The sequence below is a fragment of the Nonomuraea sp. CA-143628 genome (genome assembly GCF_050942315.1).
Classification (GTDB): domain Bacteria; phylum Actinomycetota; class Actinomycetes; order Streptosporangiales; family Streptosporangiaceae; genus Nonomuraea.
Genome location: NZ_CP192072.1, coordinates 9,713,522 through 9,728,609 on the forward strand (window position 1 = coordinate 9,713,522; position 15,088 = coordinate 9,728,609).

General features: G+C 70.3%; 15 protein-coding genes. 8 read left to right on the top strand and 7 right to left on the bottom strand.

The genetic code is table 11. From position 1 onward, the window contains the following. Nucleotides 1–4: 4 nt before the first annotated feature. The 3 genes from ACQP2T_RS44025 to ACQP2T_RS44035 are packed head-to-tail and all read right to left on the bottom strand — an operon-like array spanning nt 5 to nt 2,277. The gene (locus ACQP2T_RS44025; RefSeq protein ID WP_433510794.1) at nt 5–1,117 is read right to left on the bottom strand and encodes a tetratricopeptide repeat protein; all 1,113 of its coding nucleotides are present in this window, start codon (nt 1,115–1,117) and stop codon (nt 5–7) included. Between the two features lie 30 nt (nt 1,118–1,147). Next, on the bottom strand, nt 1,148–1,981 hold the full coding sequence (locus ACQP2T_RS44030) for a hypothetical protein (RefSeq protein WP_433510795.1): 834 nt from the start codon (nt 1,979–1,981) through the stop codon (nt 1,148–1,150). Beyond that, nucleotides 1,978–2,277 (bottom strand): hypothetical protein, encoded by a 300-nt coding sequence (locus ACQP2T_RS44035; protein ID WP_433510796.1) that lies wholly within the window; start codon nt 2,275–2,277, stop codon nt 1,978–1,980. Before ACQP2T_RS44035 ends, ACQP2T_RS44030 begins: the two co-directional genes overlap by 4 nt. 211 nt (nt 2,278–2,488) lie before the next feature. Between ACQP2T_RS44035 and ACQP2T_RS44040 the strand changes: the two genes are divergently transcribed. Further along, nucleotides 2,489–2,854 (top strand): YbaB/EbfC family nucleoid-associated protein, encoded by a 366-nt coding sequence (locus ACQP2T_RS44040; RefSeq protein ID WP_433510797.1) that lies wholly within the window; start codon nt 2,489–2,491, stop codon nt 2,852–2,854. An 87-nt stretch (nt 2,855–2,941) separates the two neighbouring features. Here ACQP2T_RS44040 and ACQP2T_RS44045 read toward each other — a convergent pair whose 3' ends face one another. Continuing rightward, entirely contained in the window at nt 2,942–4,270 is a 1,329-nt protein-coding gene (locus ACQP2T_RS44045) for a GH1 family beta-glucosidase (RefSeq protein ID WP_433510798.1), read from the bottom strand. Between the two features lie 511 nt (nt 4,271–4,781). Between ACQP2T_RS44045 and ACQP2T_RS44050 the strand changes: the two genes are divergently transcribed. Next, nucleotides 4,782–6,194, top strand: a complete 1,413-nt coding sequence (locus ACQP2T_RS44050; protein WP_433510799.1) for a glycoside hydrolase family 6 protein — start codon at nt 4,782–4,784, stop codon at nt 6,192–6,194. 66 nt (nt 6,195–6,260) lie between these two features. Here ACQP2T_RS44050 and ACQP2T_RS44055 read toward each other — a convergent pair whose 3' ends face one another. Then, nucleotides 6,261–8,048, bottom strand: a complete 1,788-nt coding sequence (locus tag ACQP2T_RS44055) for an IclR family transcriptional regulator domain-containing protein (protein WP_433510800.1) — start codon at nt 8,046–8,048, stop codon at nt 6,261–6,263. 159 nt (nt 8,049–8,207) lie between these two features. Here ACQP2T_RS44055 and ACQP2T_RS44060 point away from each other — a divergent pair, with 159 nt between their 5' ends. From ACQP2T_RS44060 to ACQP2T_RS44070, 3 genes are read left to right on the top strand one after another with little or no spacing between them, the layout of a single operon-like run. Beyond that, nucleotides 8,208–9,017, top strand: coding sequence for a CoA transferase subunit A (locus ACQP2T_RS44060; RefSeq protein WP_433510801.1), 810 nt, complete (start codon nt 8,208–8,210; stop codon nt 9,015–9,017). After that, nucleotides 9,014–9,643, top strand: coding sequence for a CoA transferase subunit B (locus ACQP2T_RS44065; RefSeq protein ID WP_433510802.1), 630 nt, complete (start codon nt 9,014–9,016; stop codon nt 9,641–9,643). The genes ACQP2T_RS44060 and ACQP2T_RS44065 overlap by 4 nt, the downstream gene beginning before the upstream one ends. Further along, nucleotides 9,640–10,785: a thiolase family protein gene (locus tag ACQP2T_RS44070; RefSeq protein ID WP_433510803.1), complete on the top strand. Its 1,146-nt coding sequence runs from the start codon at nt 9,640–9,642 to the stop codon at nt 10,783–10,785. Before ACQP2T_RS44065 ends, ACQP2T_RS44070 begins: the two co-directional genes overlap by 4 nt. A gap of 5 nt (nt 10,786–10,790) precedes the next feature. On the opposite strand, the gene ACQP2T_RS44075 is transcribed toward ACQP2T_RS44070, so the two are convergent. Together ACQP2T_RS44075 and ACQP2T_RS44080 are read right to left on the bottom strand one after the other, a co-directional pair. Then, a complete protein-coding gene (locus tag ACQP2T_RS44075; RefSeq protein ID WP_433510804.1) occupies nt 10,791–11,369 on the bottom strand; it encodes a carboxymuconolactone decarboxylase family protein in 579 nt (192 codons plus the stop codon). Further along, complete coding sequence (locus ACQP2T_RS44080; RefSeq protein WP_433510805.1) at nt 11,315–11,995, bottom strand: hypothetical protein; 681 nt, start codon at nt 11,993–11,995, stop codon at nt 11,315–11,317. Before ACQP2T_RS44080 ends, ACQP2T_RS44075 begins: the two co-directional genes overlap by 55 nt. A 94-nt stretch (nt 11,996–12,089) precedes the next feature. Between ACQP2T_RS44080 and ACQP2T_RS44085 the strand changes: the two genes are divergently transcribed. From ACQP2T_RS44085 to ACQP2T_RS44095, 3 genes are all read left to right on the top strand, one after another. Beyond that, on the top strand, nt 12,090–12,863 hold the full coding sequence (locus tag ACQP2T_RS44085) for an IclR family transcriptional regulator domain-containing protein (RefSeq protein WP_433510806.1): 774 nt from the start codon (nt 12,090–12,092) through the stop codon (nt 12,861–12,863). Between the two features lie 107 nt (nt 12,864–12,970). Further along, nucleotides 12,971–14,254 (top strand): C4-dicarboxylate transporter DctA, encoded by a 1,284-nt coding sequence (gene dctA / locus ACQP2T_RS44090; RefSeq protein WP_433510807.1) that lies wholly within the window; start codon nt 12,971–12,973, stop codon nt 14,252–14,254. After that, nucleotides 14,251–15,081, top strand: coding sequence for an SDR family NAD(P)-dependent oxidoreductase (locus ACQP2T_RS44095; protein WP_433510808.1), 831 nt, complete (start codon nt 14,251–14,253; stop codon nt 15,079–15,081). The genes dctA and ACQP2T_RS44095 overlap by 4 nt, the downstream gene beginning before the upstream one ends. The last annotated feature ends 7 nt before the right edge of the window (nt 15,082–15,088 follow it).

The window sequence follows — 15,088 nt, forward strand, 5'->3', positions numbered from 1 at the left end:
ACCCCTAAACGGCAGTCAGTTCCTCCAGTTGGTCGGGAGTGGCGCCCAGGCGTTCGGCGGCGGGGAGCAGGGCGGCGATCTCGTCGGCGCGGCCCTCCTGGCGGAGCATGTCGGCGTAGGAGTACACCGAGCTCAGCCAGCCTGCCGCGATGCTCTCCTTGAAGTGCTCCTCCGCGGCTCGGACGGCTCCATTGCCCAGGTAGATGAAGGCGAGCCGTTGGTGGGCGGCGTCCGATCCGTCTTCCACGGCCTGGTCGTAATGCTCCACCGCCGGGCCCACACGATCATGCGCGGCGAGGAATTCCGCGTAATAGTAGTGGGCTCCCTCGTCGCCGGCCTCCACGGCGGCCAGGAAATCGGCCTCCGCCGCCTCCGGGTCGTCATGGTCGGCGAGGAAGTTCGCGCGGGCCACATGGGCGTCGGGCAGGCCCGCGTCGACCGCTCGATCATGCAGAGCGCGGGCCTCGTCGAGGTTGCCCAGCCGCGCTTCGGCGTCGGCGAGTTTCAGCAGGGCCGTGGAACCGGACTGGTCCTCCAGTTCCAGTCCGCGCCGCAGCCACTCGGCAGCGGCCTCAGGGGCGTCGCGGTCCAGCTCCATCTCACCCAGGTTGCTGAACGCCAGGGCGTCCCCCTGCTCGGCGGCCTGGCGGAGCACGTGTTCCGCCTCTTCTAGGCGGGAGTCGTCCTCGGCGAGGAAGGTGCCGTAGTCGTTCAGCGCGCCCCGGTCGCCGCGGTCGATCGCTTTCAGGTACCACTGCTCCGCCCGCTCGCGGTCGCCCACGGCGTCGGCCCAGATGGTCGCGGCCCGCAGCGCTGCCACGGGGTGGCCCTGACCGGCGGCCTGCTCCATGAGCATGGCCGCCTCGGCGGGGCGTTCGGCCGCGACCAGGGTGTCGGAGAGCCACCCGTAGGCGTCCGTCTGGCCCCCGGCCAGCGCCGCGCGGAGGACGCGCTCCGCCGCCGGGTAGTCGCCGAGGTGGAACAGCATCTCGCCCTGATATACCGCCGCTTCGGGCAGACCCCCCTGGGCTGCCTGGCCGTACAGGGCGGCCGCCTCCGCGTACTCCTCCGTCTCGGCCAGCTCGTCGGCACGGGTGATCAAGTCAGTGGCGTTCATCCGAACCTCCTCTCCGCGGTCCTGCCAAGGCTACTTCGGCTTCTTCGGCTTCTTGTTCGGGTTCTTCGGGATCTTCCGACGGCCGCCGTGGGCTGCGGCGTTCTCATGCTTGTTCCTCTTCGATTTCGAGGGTTTGCTCGTGTGCGGGTTCCTGTTCTCCTGGTTGAGCGGCGGCTTGTCCTCCTTGGGCTTCCTCCAGGCTCTCGCGATACCGGGGTTCTCGTCGAGACGGTCGCCCTTGAAGGCGGGCGAACGCGTCGGAACGTTCCGGCCGCCCGCGCCGGCCAGCCTCGGGCCGCCACCACCACCTCCGGGGCGGCGCAGGTTCTGGACAACGCGGCGGAACGTCTCGGTAGCCCTCCTGCTGAGGACCGGAGCCAGCCCTCTGCCGGTGCTTTCGCCACCCTCTCTGAGGATCTTCGCCATCGTCCGCCGGGCGAAGAACATCTCCGCCGAGGCGAGCGAGCCGCCAAAGGGACCGCCGGCCAGCAGGGCCCGCCCAACCTTCACGGCCGTGAAGGCGGCCTGCGTGCCCACGGCCACCTTCACGGCGGTCACCACCGCGGCGGTGCCGTCGAGGGCCACAGGGGCGACCTTCGCCGCGGACGTGACCTGCGCGAGGTGGCCGTCGCTGTTTCCGGCCGCGCTCCAGTGGGCGGCGAGCGCGGTCCCCGACTCGCCCCCGTACACCTGCTGCGTCCGCCGGACCTGCGCGTCAGCCGCGGCCCCCGCCGGGACGGTTCCGGCGAGCACGGTACGCCAGGCGCTCGCGTCTTTCCTGATCTCGTCCTCGTCGACGTTCGGCCACGGTACGCCGAGGATCGCCAGCATCCCGCTCGCCTCGGGAGGAAGCGTCACACTCATGTCGTGCCGTACATGCTGGCGGCGTCGGCCTCGCTCGCGTTCCTGGCCGCGGCACGCAGGCCGTCACCCGTTCCGCCGATCACCTCGGACAGGCCGCTCAGCGCCTCGACCCCGAGCCGGCTGCACTCGGCGTACGCGGAGGCGAACATGCCGATCAGGCCGACGTCGCCCCATGCGGAGGCGCCGTCGCCGCGTTCCTTGAGGCGCTGCACCGCGGCCTCATAGTCCTCACTGTGCCCCTGTAGCCGGGAAGCGTCCTGACCAACCGCTCCCCAAGCGATCTCTAGCCCTGTCATCCGAGCGACACTAGTGGTAAACGATCAGGAAATTTACCGATTTGCTGGCTTTCATTAGCATAGTCATCTACCCACGTCAAGATCTGTCTAGACTTGACGGCTTCATCAGCATCCTCGACCGCCGGAATCCGATATGCCGACGATGCCCGCGCGCGAAGACGCCCTCGAATGCGCTCTTCTCCAACCAGGAGGCAATGTGTACGGAGCACACATGGACCCGGGCTACATCCGGGACAAGGACCTCGACGAGGCCGCCGATCATGGCGAGAAACTACTGACGTGGATGGAGGAGTCCGAGGACGCGATCACCGAGATCGTCGGCCTCGGCGAAGGACTTTCGGGCCGTGTCAAGGCGAAGGTAGGTCCAGACGGCCGGGTCCTGGAAGTCACCTACGACCCCCGCGCCATGAAACAGGACAGCCAGAGCCTCGCCGACGAGACCCTCGTGGCCGTACGGGCGGCGCGACAGCACGCCGAACAGCAGACCAACGACCTCATGCGCGAGGCCCTGCCCGGCTTCGACCCCGAAGAGGCCCAGTCGCAGCTCGAGCAACTACTGAAGGGGCAGTGGCTGTGATCTCTCGCCGCTGAGGTGCGATTACGGGGCGCCGGGGAACGGCCTCCCCGTAACGCCATGGGGACCGTCAAGTCGACCCCATCGGAATCACCCCAGGACGCCCTCGCGGATGCGGGCCGCGTACCAGAGGGCGGAGTCCTTCGGAGTGCGCCGCTGGGTGTCGAAGTCCACGTGTACGAGGCCGAACCGCTGCCCGTACCCGTGGGCCCATTCGAAGTTGTCCAGCAGGGACCAGGCGAAGTAGCCCTTGAGCGGGACGCCGCCGTTCACCGCCTCGGCGCAGGCGTTGATGTGGCGTTCCAGGTAGTCGACGCGGTCCGGATCGTGCACCGCGCCGTCCTCGCTCACCTCGTCGGAGAAGGCCGCGCCGTTCTCGGTGATGTAGAGGTCGATGGCCGGGTAGTCCTTGTGCAGCCGCTGGAGGAGGCGCAGCAGGCCGTTCTCGTCGATCTCCCAGTTCATCGTGGTGTGCTTGCGGCCGCCGTCCACCCAGCGGACGTTCTCCGCGCCGATCCACGGCGTACTGCCGGGGGGTACGGGCTCGCCGGCCGCCACCAGGGCGGGCGAATAGTAGTTGACCCCGAGCATGTCGATCTTCCGGGAGATGAGCGCCAGGTCCCCGTCCAGGACGTGGGAGAAGTCGCTGTGGAGCGCCAGGTCGCGGACGACGTCCTCGGGGTAGGAGCCGCGCAGCACCGGGTCGATGAACAGCCGGTTCTGGATGCCGTCTATCCGGCGGGCGGCGTCCGTGTCCGCCGCCGACGCCGTGGCGGGCGTCACGTATGACATGTTCAACGTGATGCCGATATTTCCGGACAAGATGGGGACGGCTAGGCCGTGGCCCAGCAGCAGGTGGTGCACCGCCTTGACGGCCTCGGACGGCTCCTGACGCCCCGGCGCGTGCTCCCCGTTGGCGTATCCGAGCAGCCCGGAGCACCACGGCTCGTTCAACGTCGTCCAGTTCGCCACCCGATCACGCAACGCCGTATGCACAATGTCGGCATATTCCGCGAACCGATAGGCCGTGTCCCGGTTGGGCCACCCGCCCGCGTCCTCCAAGTACTGCGGCAGATCCCAGTGGTAGAGCGTCGGCCACGGGGTGATGCCGTGCTCCAGCAGCGTGTCCACCAGGCGGCGGTAGAAGTCGAGGCCCTTCTGGTTGACCACCCCGCGCTCCGGCACGATGCGCGGCCACGCGACGGAGAACCGGTACGCCCGCAACCCCAGCTCCGCCATCAGCCGCACGTCGTCGGCGTAACGGTGGTAGTGATCGCAGGCCACGTCACCGTTCTCGGCGCCCCGCACCTTGCCGGGGACGCGGCTGAAGGTGTCCCAGATGGACGTCCCCCGGCCGTCCTCCGCGAACGCGCCCTCGATCTGATAGCTGGACGTCGCCGCGCCCCAGAGAAAACTCATGCCTTGACGGCCCTCTCCATGATGCCGCCGAGGTGATCCGGCGGCGTAATCCGCTAAAGGTCGTGACCACCGGCTCGATCGTCCCGCCCGCAACAGCCGTCGAGCCGGCGATCTGTCGAGCCGTCACCGCCGCCGCAGGCGGCCTCGGCGTCCGGTGCGCGGTCGCGGCTCTCTTGGGAACACACCTGACCAGTGCCGATCGGCGCCTCAACCGCCTGGGAGCGCTCCCAGAAACGGTAGACCATCACCTGTCCCGGAGAGAAGAGGGCCCATGGGATGGATATTTACCACTACCTAATCCCTTGACCGTATCTAAGGTGGTCAGTAATGATCACGCCGACGCCGCGGTACCGCACCGAGAGAGGTCCGGCATGCCTGTTCGAGTGCGGCCGGCGTGTGCGCCGGCCGTGGTGACCCTCCCCCTCCAGCGCCTCCGTCGACAACGCTCTCCCTGGTGCGCCAAACCCCACCGAGCTCTTCGGCGCACCACACCCCACTGAAAGGTGATTTAGTGCGATTTATCGCAGCAAAAGCCGCCGCAGCGTTAACCGCGGTCGTGGCCGCTGTCCTGGCCGTACCACCGCCCGCCTCAGCCGCCGCCCAGCTGATCGGCAACGGCGCCTTCACCAGCTCGACGGCCCCTTGGCAGGCGATCGGCCAGACGACGGTCACGGCCGAGTCCGGCCGAATGCGGGTGAACGTGACGTCCGTCGTCGCCAACCCGTGGGACGCCATGGTTACCAGTCCGACCACGACCGCCCTGAACGCGGGCAAGAGCTACACGCTCTCGTTCGACGCGTACTCCACGACGGCCTTCAAGGCCACCACGACCGTGCAGTACGTGGCGACGCCCAGCTCCAACCAGTCGCTGGCCGCGCCCGTCCAGCTCACGACGGGCAGCAGGCGCTACAGCATCCCGTTCGTGGCCGCGTCCGCCACCAACACCGCCGCCGAGGTGACCTTCCAGCTCGGCGGGTCCGGCGGCACCCCGACGGTCCGCTTCGACAACGTCTCGCTGATGGAGACGCAGACGACCCGGCCGACGGCCCTGTACGTATGGGACCAGTCGCACCCCGCCCAGTACGCCACCGCCCACCAGAACACGAACGACGGGCAGGCCATCGGCTCGAACATCGGCAACAAGCCGATCTTCGAGTGGTTCGGCGGCTGGTTCACCGACCTCACGCTGGCCGTGGACACCTACGTCGGCGCCGCCCAGGCCGCGGACAAGCTGCCGATGCTGGTGGCGTACAACATTCCGTACCGCGACGCGTGCGCGACCCAGTCGAACGGCGGCGCGGCCGACGCGGCCGCGTATCACGCGTGGATCACCGAGTTCGCCAAGGCGATCGGCACCAGGCACGCGATCGTCGTACTGGAGCCCGACGCCGTCGCCGCCGCCAGTTGCGTGACCAAGGTCGGCGGGAATCCGGAAGACCAGTACGAGATGCTGCTGGACGCGACCCAGGTGCTGAGCGCCCAGGCGCCGAACGCCTGGGTGTACCTCGACGCGGGCAACGCCACCTGGATTAAGGCCGTCGATATGGCTCCGCTGCTGGTCAAGTCGGGCATCGCCAACACGCGCGGCTTCTCCGTGAACGTCTCCAACTACATCACCACCGCCAACTCCGAGAGCTATGCCGTCGCGGTCAACGGCTACCTGTCGGGGACCGTCGGCGCCAAGAAGTACGTGATCGACACCAGCCGCAACGGCAACGGCCCTTGGACCGGCCAGGACAACTGGTGCAACCCGCCCGGACGCAAGCTGGGCACCCCGCCCGCCAAGCAGACGAGCGGCGCCGAGTACGTCTTCTGGGTCAAGGTCCCCGGCGACTCAGACGGCAGCTGCAACCTGGGCGAGGGCATCCCGGCCGGCACCTTCAGCCCCGAGCTGGCCATGGCCCTGATCAACGGCACCTCCTAACCCCTCAGTATTTCTGGAGTAGCTCTGGAGGGTGACGTGCCCCGGCCGGCCACGGCGGGCCGGGGTTCACGTGGCGCCGCGTGTGTGGGCCAGATCCGCTTCCATACGTGCGGCGGCCTCGGTGAGCGGGGGCAGGACGTCGCGGATCAGCTCGGCGGGGGTGGCGCGGCTGGCGTGCGTGGCCACGTTGACGGCCGCGACGACCCTGCCGCTCCGGTCGCGAATCGGCACCGCGATGGACCGCACGCCTTCCTCGAGCTCCTGGTCGACGAGGGCGTACCCGTCCACGGCCGCCTGTCGTACGGCTGCCGCCAGGTCGGCGGGCGCGGTGAGCGTGTGGCGGGTCAGCGGGGGCGAGGGCATCCCGGCCAGCCGTTCCCCGGGCAGGTCGGCCAGGAGAACCCGGCCCATCGAGGTGGCGTACGCGGGGAAGCGGGTACCCACGGTGATGTCGACGCTCATGATGGCGACGGTCGGCACACGCGCCACGTAGACGACATCGTCCCCGGACAGCATCGCGACCGAGGCCGACTCGTGGACCCGCGCCACCAGGTCCGCCAGGTGCGGCTGGACGATCTCGCCGAAGGTCCGGCCCGACAGGTGGGCGTACCCCAACTCCAGCACTTTGGGCAGCAGGACGAAACGCGCGCCGTCGGTGGCGACGTACCCGAGGCGGTCGAGAGTCTGGACGGCCCTCCGTACGGTGGCCCGCGGCAGGCCGGTGGCTTTGGCCGCGGCGGCCAGGGTGAGCCCGCCGCGCGCCGAACCGAGCGACACCAGCACGGCCAGGCCCCGGGCCAGCGACTGAAGATACTCCGCGCCCAGCTCCTCCTTCCTGGCCCGCGACGTGTCCACACCCATAGCACTCGGCACGGGCGGAGCACCCGGCACGGGGGCAGCGCCCGGCACGGGAGCAGCGCCCGGCACGGGGGCAGCGCCCGGGACAGGCGCGGCGTGCGGGCCGGTCGGCGCATGGTGCGGGGCGGGCGCGACACTCGGGGCAGGGGCAGCCGGGATCGGCGCGGACTGCGGGCCGGTCGGCGCGTGATGCGGGGCGGGCGCGACACTCGGGGCAGAGGCAGTCGGAGTCGGCGCGGACTGCGGGCCCGTCGGCGCGTGATGCGAGGCGGGCGCGGCAGGCTGCGGAGCGTGGTGCGCCGCGGCCTGCGCGGTAGACGCGGCAGGCTGGAGGGGCGTGGCCGGTGGCGGGAGCGGCGGTTCGGTCAGGGCAGCGGCCATGTCCGCCGCCGTTTTCAGCAGGCTGGGCAGGGCGTGGTCGCGCAGGCCGGCGGCCGTGTGCCTGCTGGTGTGGCTGGCGACGGTCAGCGCGCAGACCGTCGTCCCGTCCGCGTCCCGTATCGGCACCGCGACCGCGACCAGGCCGGGCTCGGTGAGCTGGTCGTCCTCGGCCCACCGCGCGGCGGGGTCGAGCAGGATCAGACCGGCCGCGCAGCGGTCGGCGGGCAGCAGGTCGCCGACGCGGAAGGCCACCGACATAGTGCGCCGCCGGACGAAGCGCCCGACGAAGCGGACCCCGTCCCCGTCCCGTACGGCCAGCGACACCGACTCGTCCAGCTCGTCGGCGAGCCGTTCGGCATACGGATCGAGCGCCCCCAGACCGCCGCACGTCAGGTACGCCTCCCCCAACTCCATCAGGCGCGGCGCGAGCAGCACGTCGCGCTCTTCGGCCCGCGCGTAGCCGAGCCGGACGAGCGTGGCCACGATCCGGTCGACCGTCGACCTGGCCAGGCCCGTGGCCCGCACCAGGTCCGTCGCGCGCATCGGCCGCCTGGGACCGGCGGCCAGCGCGCGCAGCACGGCCAGCCCGCGTTCCAGAGTGCCCGCCGGTTCCATCCGCCCTCCTCCGACCTCAACCAACCTGTCTCCTCCAACCTCACCCCAACCCGCTCTCAAGCCGCCCCCACGACTTTGACAGGGAGCGATGCGGCTCCGCATACTCGACCAGGATAATGAACTGAAGTTCACCTAGCGAACACTACGAAACGGAGTGTCGTGCGGAGAGACAAAGTGGTGGCCACCGCCCATGAGGCGCTGGCCGATGTGCGGGACGGCGCGTCGTTCGCGGTCGGCGGCTTCGGTCTCTGCGGCATTCCGAACGTGCTGATCCAGGCGCTGTACGACTCCGGCGTACGCGGCATCAGCGTCGTGTCGAACAACTGCGGCGTGGACGGCGGCGGCCTGGGCACCCTGCTGGCCGATCGGCGGATCGCCCGCGTGACCGCCTCCTATATCGGCGACAACAAGGAGTTCGCCCGCCAATACCTGGGCGGCGAGCTGGAGGTGGAGCTGACCCCGCAGGGCAGCCTGGCCGAGCGGCTGCGCGCGGGCGGCAGCGGCATCCCCGCCTTCTACACCCCGGCCGGGGTCGGCACGCCGATCGCCGAGGGCGGCCTGCCGCTGCGCCACGCGCCCGACGGGTCGGTCGCGCTCGCCTCGCCTCCCAAGGAGGTCCGCGAGTTCGGGGGCCGGCAGTACGTTCTGGAGCACGCCATCACCACCGACTTCGCGCTGGTCCGGGCGGCGAAGGGCGACCGGCACGGCAACCTGGTCTTCAACAAGGCCGCCAGGAACTTCAACCCGCTGGCCGCGATGGCCGCGCGGATCGCGATCGCCGAGGTCGAGGAGCTGACCGAGCTCGATCCCGACGAGGTCCACCTGCCCGGCGTGTTCGTCGACCGCGTCGTGGCGCTCACCCCGGAACAGGCCGCCGCCAAGTCCGTCGAACGGCGTACCACCTCCACTCCCCCCGAACAGGCCATCACCAGGACCGTCCGCACCCCCTCCGAAGGGACCGCGTCATGAGCTGGACCCGCGACGAGATGGTCGCGCGCGCCGCCGCCGAGCTGCGCGACGGCGACTACGTCAACCTCGGCATCGGGCTGCCCACGCGCATCCCGTCCTTCCTTCCCCCTGACGTGGACGTGATCCTGCACTCCGAGAACGGCATTCTCGGCGTCGGCCCCTACCCGACGCCGGAGGAGATCGACCCGGACCTGATCAATGCGGGCAAGGAGACGGTGACCGTACGGCGGGGGGCGTCGTTCTTCGACTCGTCGTTGTCGTTCGGCATGATTCGCGGCGGCCACATCGACGTCGCGGTGCTGGGCGCCATGCAGGTCTCGGCTCGCGGCGATCTGGCCAACTGGATGGTTCCCGGGAAGCTGGTCAAAGGCATGGGCGGGGCCATGGATCTGGTCCACGGCGCCCGCAAGGTGCTCGTGATCATGGATCACACCGCCAAGGACGGATCCCCCAAGATCGTCCAGGAGTGCTCGCTGCCGCTCACCGGCAGGACGTGCGTGCACCGGATCATCACCGACCTCGGCGTCCTCGACGTCACCGGCAAGGGCCTCACGCTGGTCGAGACCGCGCCCGGCGTGAGCGCCGCGCACCTGCGTGAGCGTACGGATGCGGAGGTCCTCGCGTGAAGGCCGTTTACGTCCTCGACGCCGTACGCACTCCCTTCGGCCGCTACGGCGGGGCGCTGTCCGGCATCCGTCCCGACGACCTGGCCGCGCACGCCATCAAGGCGCTGGTGGAACGCAACGGCGAGACCGTCGCCGACGAGGTGATCCTCGGCAACGCCAACGGCGCCGGCGAGGAGAACCGCAACGTGGCCCGGATGGCCGCGCTGCTGGCCGGGCTGCCGGTGAGCACGCCGGGCGCGACCGTCAACCGGCTGTGCGGCTCCGGCATGGAGGCCGTCATCCAGGCGTACCGGGCGATCGCCCTCGGCGACGCGGCCACCGTGATCGCGGGCGGCGTGGAATCGATGACCCGCGCGCCGTGGGTGCTGCCCAAGCCGGACCGGGCCTTCCCCGCCAAGGGCCAGGAACTCGTCTCCACCACGCTCGGCTGGCGGCTGGTCAACCCCAAGATGCCCGCCGAGCACACGGTCGCCCTCGGTGAAGGCGCCGAGCTGATCGCCGACAAGCACGGCGTCACCCGGGCCGAGCAGGACGCGTTCGCGCTGGCCAGCCACCAGAAGGCGGCGAAGGCGGCCTTCGACCGCGAGATCGTCCCCGTCGGCGGCCTCACCCGCGACGAGGGCATCCGCGAGGACACCTCGTTGGCGGCGCTGGCCCGGCTGAAGCCCGCGTTCCGCGCCGACGGCACCGTCACCGCGGGCAACTCCTCCCCGCTCAACGACGGCGCGGCGGCGCTGCTGCTCACCGACGAAGCCGGGCTGCGTGGTCGCGAGCCGCTGGCCAGGATCACCGCGAGCGCCGTGAGCGCGCTCGAACCCCGCTACTTCGGCCTCGGCCCGGTCGAGGCCGTCAAGAAGGCCCTGGCCAAGGCGGGCAAGGGGTTCGGCGACCTGACGACCGTCGAGCTGAACGAGGCGTTCGCCGCGCAGGCGCTCGGCTGTTTGGCCGAGCTGCCCGAGCTCGACCCGGGGATCGTCAACCCCCGCGGCGGGGCGATCGCCCTGGGCCATCCCCTGGGCGCCTCCGGGGCCCGCATCACCGGGGCGGTCGCCCACCAGCTGGCCGTGGCCGGGTCCGGCACCGGTCTCGCCTCCCTTTGCATCGGGGTCGGCCAGGGGCTGGCCGTCGTCCTCGAAAGGTAGGCGGCTCAGCCGTCCACGCGGAGCACCCGGAGCTGCGCGGCCAGCAGCCGGTAGTAGCCGACCAGGGTGATCACCTCGTACAGGCGGGTCTGCCCGAGCGCGCCGATCGACGCGGCGAACCTGTCGTCGGTCAGATCCCCCGTACGCAGCAGTTCGCGGGCCGCCTCCAGGACCGCCCGTTCGGCCGGATCGTCGAACGGGCAGTCCCCGCCACCCCGCAGGCCGGCCAGTTGCGCCTCGGTCAGGCCCTCCAGCCGGGCCGCGTGGCTGTGCACCTTCCACTCGTAGTCCGAGCGCTCGTGCCCGGCGACCGCGAGGATCGCGATCTCCCGCTGCCGGGAAGTGAGCCCGGTCCGGTAGCGTACGGCGCCGCCCAGTTCCTGAAGGGCGTGCCCGAGGTCCGGGTTGAGCAGCATGGCGTTGAACGGCCCGCGCAGACGCCCTTCCTCGTCGGCCAGTGGAAAGGGCCGTGGGGCGCTCGCCCGCGGGCTGTCGAGCAGGCGATCGTAGAGTCGTCGCTGTTCGGCGGTCAGGTCGCCGGGGCGGAAGGCGGCGAGGCGGGCGGGTGGCGGAGAGCCTGGCAAGGTGTTCCCCCGAACGTGAGGTGGTGGGCGAAGAGGCGGCGTTCGCTCTTCGTGACCGAGGCCATCACCCTGGTCCGCCAGGGCGTGCCGGTGGCCGCGCGATAGGCGTCGGTGTCGAACGGCTCCGTTCCGCTGAGCTCGTGCAGGGCCAGGAAGCGTGGAGCGTTCCCGTCGCGCAGGACATAGCGCCGGGTACGCAGCCAGCCGGGGATCTCGTGCAGCGCGGGGGTGTGCTCCTCGGTGTACCAGGCGTGGAAGTCGGCCTCGGCCTCAGGGCTCACGGTCAGCGACCGGGCCAGCAGGATGGGGCCGCTACCACCGCCGTACTCGTCGAGCGGCTGGTAGACGCGCCGGTCAAGCGTGCGCAGGCGAGCGATGACAGCGCTCTCGCGCGGGCTGCGCTCCTCGCGCAGGCGGTGGTAGCGGTCGGTGTCGAGGACGTCGAGATCGAGGTCGTAGCAGGCGAGCCAGCCGGGCACGGCACCGTCGATCGCCCGGTAACGGTGGCCGCTGTGGACGCCCGGCAGGGCCAGGCGGGCCGGGCCGTGTTCGGTGTCGTACCAGTCGTGGAACTCCGTCTCGTCACCGTCGCGCGGCTGCGACAGGACGAAGAGCAGGCCGGCCAACCCTCACCTCCCGAGGACAATGGAAGCTGAACGCCCACCTTGTGCGACGGGCGAACATATGTGCGCCCGTAGTCTAGATCGCGAGGTTCAAGATATGTCAAGGCAGGATCCCGACGTCATCGACTCCGTCGAGAAGGCGTTCCTCGTCCTCCAGGCGTTCTCGGCCAGGAACCCCTCGCTCACGGTCAGCGAGGCGGCGGAGCTGACCGGGCTCTCCCGCGCCACCGCCCGCCGCATCCTGCTCACCTGCGTGAAGCTGGGTTTCGCCGAGAGCGTGGACCGCCGCTTCCGGCTCACCCCGCGCGTGCTCCGCCTCGGGTACGGCTACCTGTCGTCGTTGCCGATCTGGGAGCGGGCGCAGCCTCACATGCGCGCCCTGGCCGACGAGGTGCGCGAGTCGTGCTCCGCGGCGACCCTGGACGGCGACGAGATCGTGTACGTCGCCCGCGTGCCGGCCAACCGGAGCATGTCGATCGTGTTGAGCGTCGGATCCCGCCTGCCCGCCTACCCGACGTCCATGGGCCGCGTACTGCTCGCCGCCCTGCCGGAAGACGCCCTGCGCCGCTACCTGGACTCGGTGGAACTGACGGCGCTGACGTCGCACACGATCACCGACCCCGCCGAGCTGGAGAGAGAGCTCCACCGTGTCCGCGAGCAGGGGTACGCCCTGGTCGACGGCGAGCGCGAGGAGGGCGTCCGCTCGGCGGCCGCGCCGGTCCACGACGGCACGGGCGCGGTCATCGCCGCCATCAACGTGTCGGCCAACGCGGGCCGGGTCTCGGTCGCCGAACTGCGCGAGCAGTACGTCCCGCGAGTCATGGCCGCCGCACACGCCATTTCCGGAGATGTCGGCTTCGCCGGCCCCTGATGCCCGCGGCGCCTCTTGCCGCGCGAACTCTTGACCGCGATGAACACGTCATACACACTCGCTGTTTAACCGACGCACACTTGTGCGTCAGACGAACGAGGTGTGTGATGTTGAGAACCGCTTTCACCACCAAGCTCTACGTGACGGTGCTGGTGGCGCTGGTGCTCGGCGCCGCACTCGGCCTGGTGGCACCAGAGGCCGGCATCGCCATGCAGCCTCTCGGCGACGGGTTCATCGCGCTCATCCGGATGCTCGTCGCACCCGTGATCTTCTGTACCGTCGTCACCGGCATCGCCTCGGCCGGCGCGCTCACCAGCATGGGCCGCGTGGGCATCAAGGCGCTGGTCTACTTCGAGGTCATCACCACCATCGCCCTGATCATCGGCCTGGTGGTGATGAACGTCCTGCGGCCGGGCGACGGCGTGCACGCCGTGCCCGGCACCATCAAGATCACCGGGGTGGCCGGCCAGTACGTCACCCAGGGCGAGGAGCAGCACTGGTACGACTTCCTCGTCAACATCATCCCCAAGAGCCTGGTCGGGGCGTTCGTCGACGGCAACGTCCTGCAGGTGCTGCTCGTCTCGGTGCTGTTCGCCATTGCCGTCGTCATGCTGGGCACGCGCGGCACCGCGATCACCAAGGGCGTGGAGCGGATCGGCGAGGCCGTGTTCGGCATCGTGCGCCTGGTGATGTACCTGGCCCCGATCGGCGCGTTCGGCGCGATGGCGTACACCACGGGCAAGTTCGGGGCGAGCACCCTGTCCAGCCTCGGCGCCTTCGTCGGCCTGTTCTGGCTGACCGGCCTGTTCTTCTGCCTGGTCGTGCTGGGCGTGGTCGCCCGGCTCTGCGGAATCAACATCCTGCGCCTGTACCGCTACTTCAAGGACGAACTGCTCATCACTCTCGGCACCGCCAACTACGAGGCGGTGATGCCCCAGCTGATCGCCAAGCTGGAGCGGCTGGGCTGCCCCAAGCCCATCGTCGGCCTGGTCGTGCCCTCCGGCTACGCCTTCAACTCCGACGGTGTCTGCCTCTACATGGGCTTCGCCGGGCTGTACATCGCGCAGGCCTTCGACATCAACCTGTCGATCTGGCAGCAGCTCGGGCTGCTGGCGGTCTTCCTCATCACCTCCAAGGGCGGGGCGGGCATCGCCGGCGCCGGGTTCGTGCTGCTGGCGGCGACGCTGTCGACCACGGGGACCATCCCCGTCGCCGGCATCATGCTGATCTTCGGCGTGGACCGGTTCATGTCGATGGCCCGCGGACTGATCAGCCTGTGCGGGCAGATGCTGGCCAGCATCGTGGTCAGCATCTGGGAGCGCGCCTTCGACCGGGAACGCGCCCTGGCCGAGCTGTCCGGCCGACCGGCCACCGAGCCGGTGGCGCTGTGAGGGCCAACAGCGCAGCGGTGTGGACGGCGGACGTGGGCGGGCGGCTCGAAGGCAAGGTCGCGATCGTCACCGGCGCGGGCAGCGTCGGCCCCGGCTGGGGCAACGGGCGGGCCATCGCGGTGCTGTTCGCGCGGGCGGGCGCGGGGGTCCTGGCCGTCGACCGGGACTCGGGCCTCATGGCGGGGACCCTGGACCTGGTCGAGGAGGGTACGGCGGTGCCGTACGAGTGCGACGTCACCAGCGGCGCGTCCGTCCGCGCCATGACCGCCGCCTGCCTGGAGACGTTCGGGCGGATCGACATCCTGGTCAACAACGTCGGCGGGTCCCACCACGGCGGCCCCGTCGAGCTGGACGAGCAGACCTGGCACGCCCAGCTGGACACGAACCTCAAGAGCGCCTACCTGACCTGCAAGCAGGTGATCCCGATCATGCGCGAGCAGGGCGGCGGCGCGATCGTCAACATCGCCTCCACCTCGGGCCTGCGCTACACGGGCGCTCCCCAGGTGGCCTACGCCTCGGCGAAGGCGGGGCTGATCCAGCTCTCGCGCGTCACCGCCGTGCAGCACGCCCCTGACGGGATCCGGGTGAACACCGTCGTCCCCGGACAGTTGCACACGCCCATGGTGGAGGCCCGTCTGGCGGGCCAGCGGGCCGGCGGCGACGTGGCGGAACTGCTACGGCAGCGGCAGAGCCGCATTCCGCTGGGTTTCATGGGGGATGGGCGCGACACCGCTCACGCCGCGCTGTTCCTCGCCTCCGACGAGGCCAGATTCATCACCGGAACCGAACTCGTCGTCGACGGCGGCATGACCGCCCGCTGCGACTGAAGGGGCT

Bases quoted from the DNA above. Each gene is read 5' to 3' on its own strand.
- ACQP2T_RS44040 (WP_433510797.1), top strand. From the start codon at position 2,489: ATGGACCCGGGCTACATCCGGGACAAGGACCTCGACGAGGCCGCCGAT.
- ACQP2T_RS44035 (WP_433510796.1), bottom strand. From the start codon at position 2,277: ATGACAGGGCTAGAGATCGCTTGGGGAGCGGTTGGTCAGGACGCTTCC.
- ACQP2T_RS44030 (WP_433510795.1), bottom strand. From the start codon at position 1,981: ATGAGTGTGACGCTTCCTCCCGAGGCGAGCGGGATGCTGGCGATCCTC.
- ACQP2T_RS44025 (WP_433510794.1), bottom strand. From the start codon at position 1,117: ATGAACGCCACTGACTTGATCACCCGTGCCGACGAGCTGGCCGAGACG.
- ACQP2T_RS44065 (WP_433510802.1), top strand. From the start codon at position 9,014: ATGAGCTGGACCCGCGACGAGATGGTCGCGCGCGCCGCCGCCGAGCTG.
- ACQP2T_RS44085 (WP_433510806.1), top strand. From the start codon at position 12,090: ATGTCAAGGCAGGATCCCGACGTCATCGACTCCGTCGAGAAGGCGTTC.
- ACQP2T_RS44045 (WP_433510798.1), bottom strand. From the start codon at position 4,270: ATGAGTTTTCTCTGGGGCGCGGCGACGTCCAGCTATCAGATCGAGGGC.
- ACQP2T_RS44055 (WP_433510800.1), bottom strand. From the start codon at position 8,048: ATGGAACCGGCGGGCACTCTGGAACGCGGGCTGGCCGTGCTGCGCGCG.
- dctA (WP_433510807.1), top strand. From the start codon at position 12,971: ATGTTGAGAACCGCTTTCACCACCAAGCTCTACGTGACGGTGCTGGTG.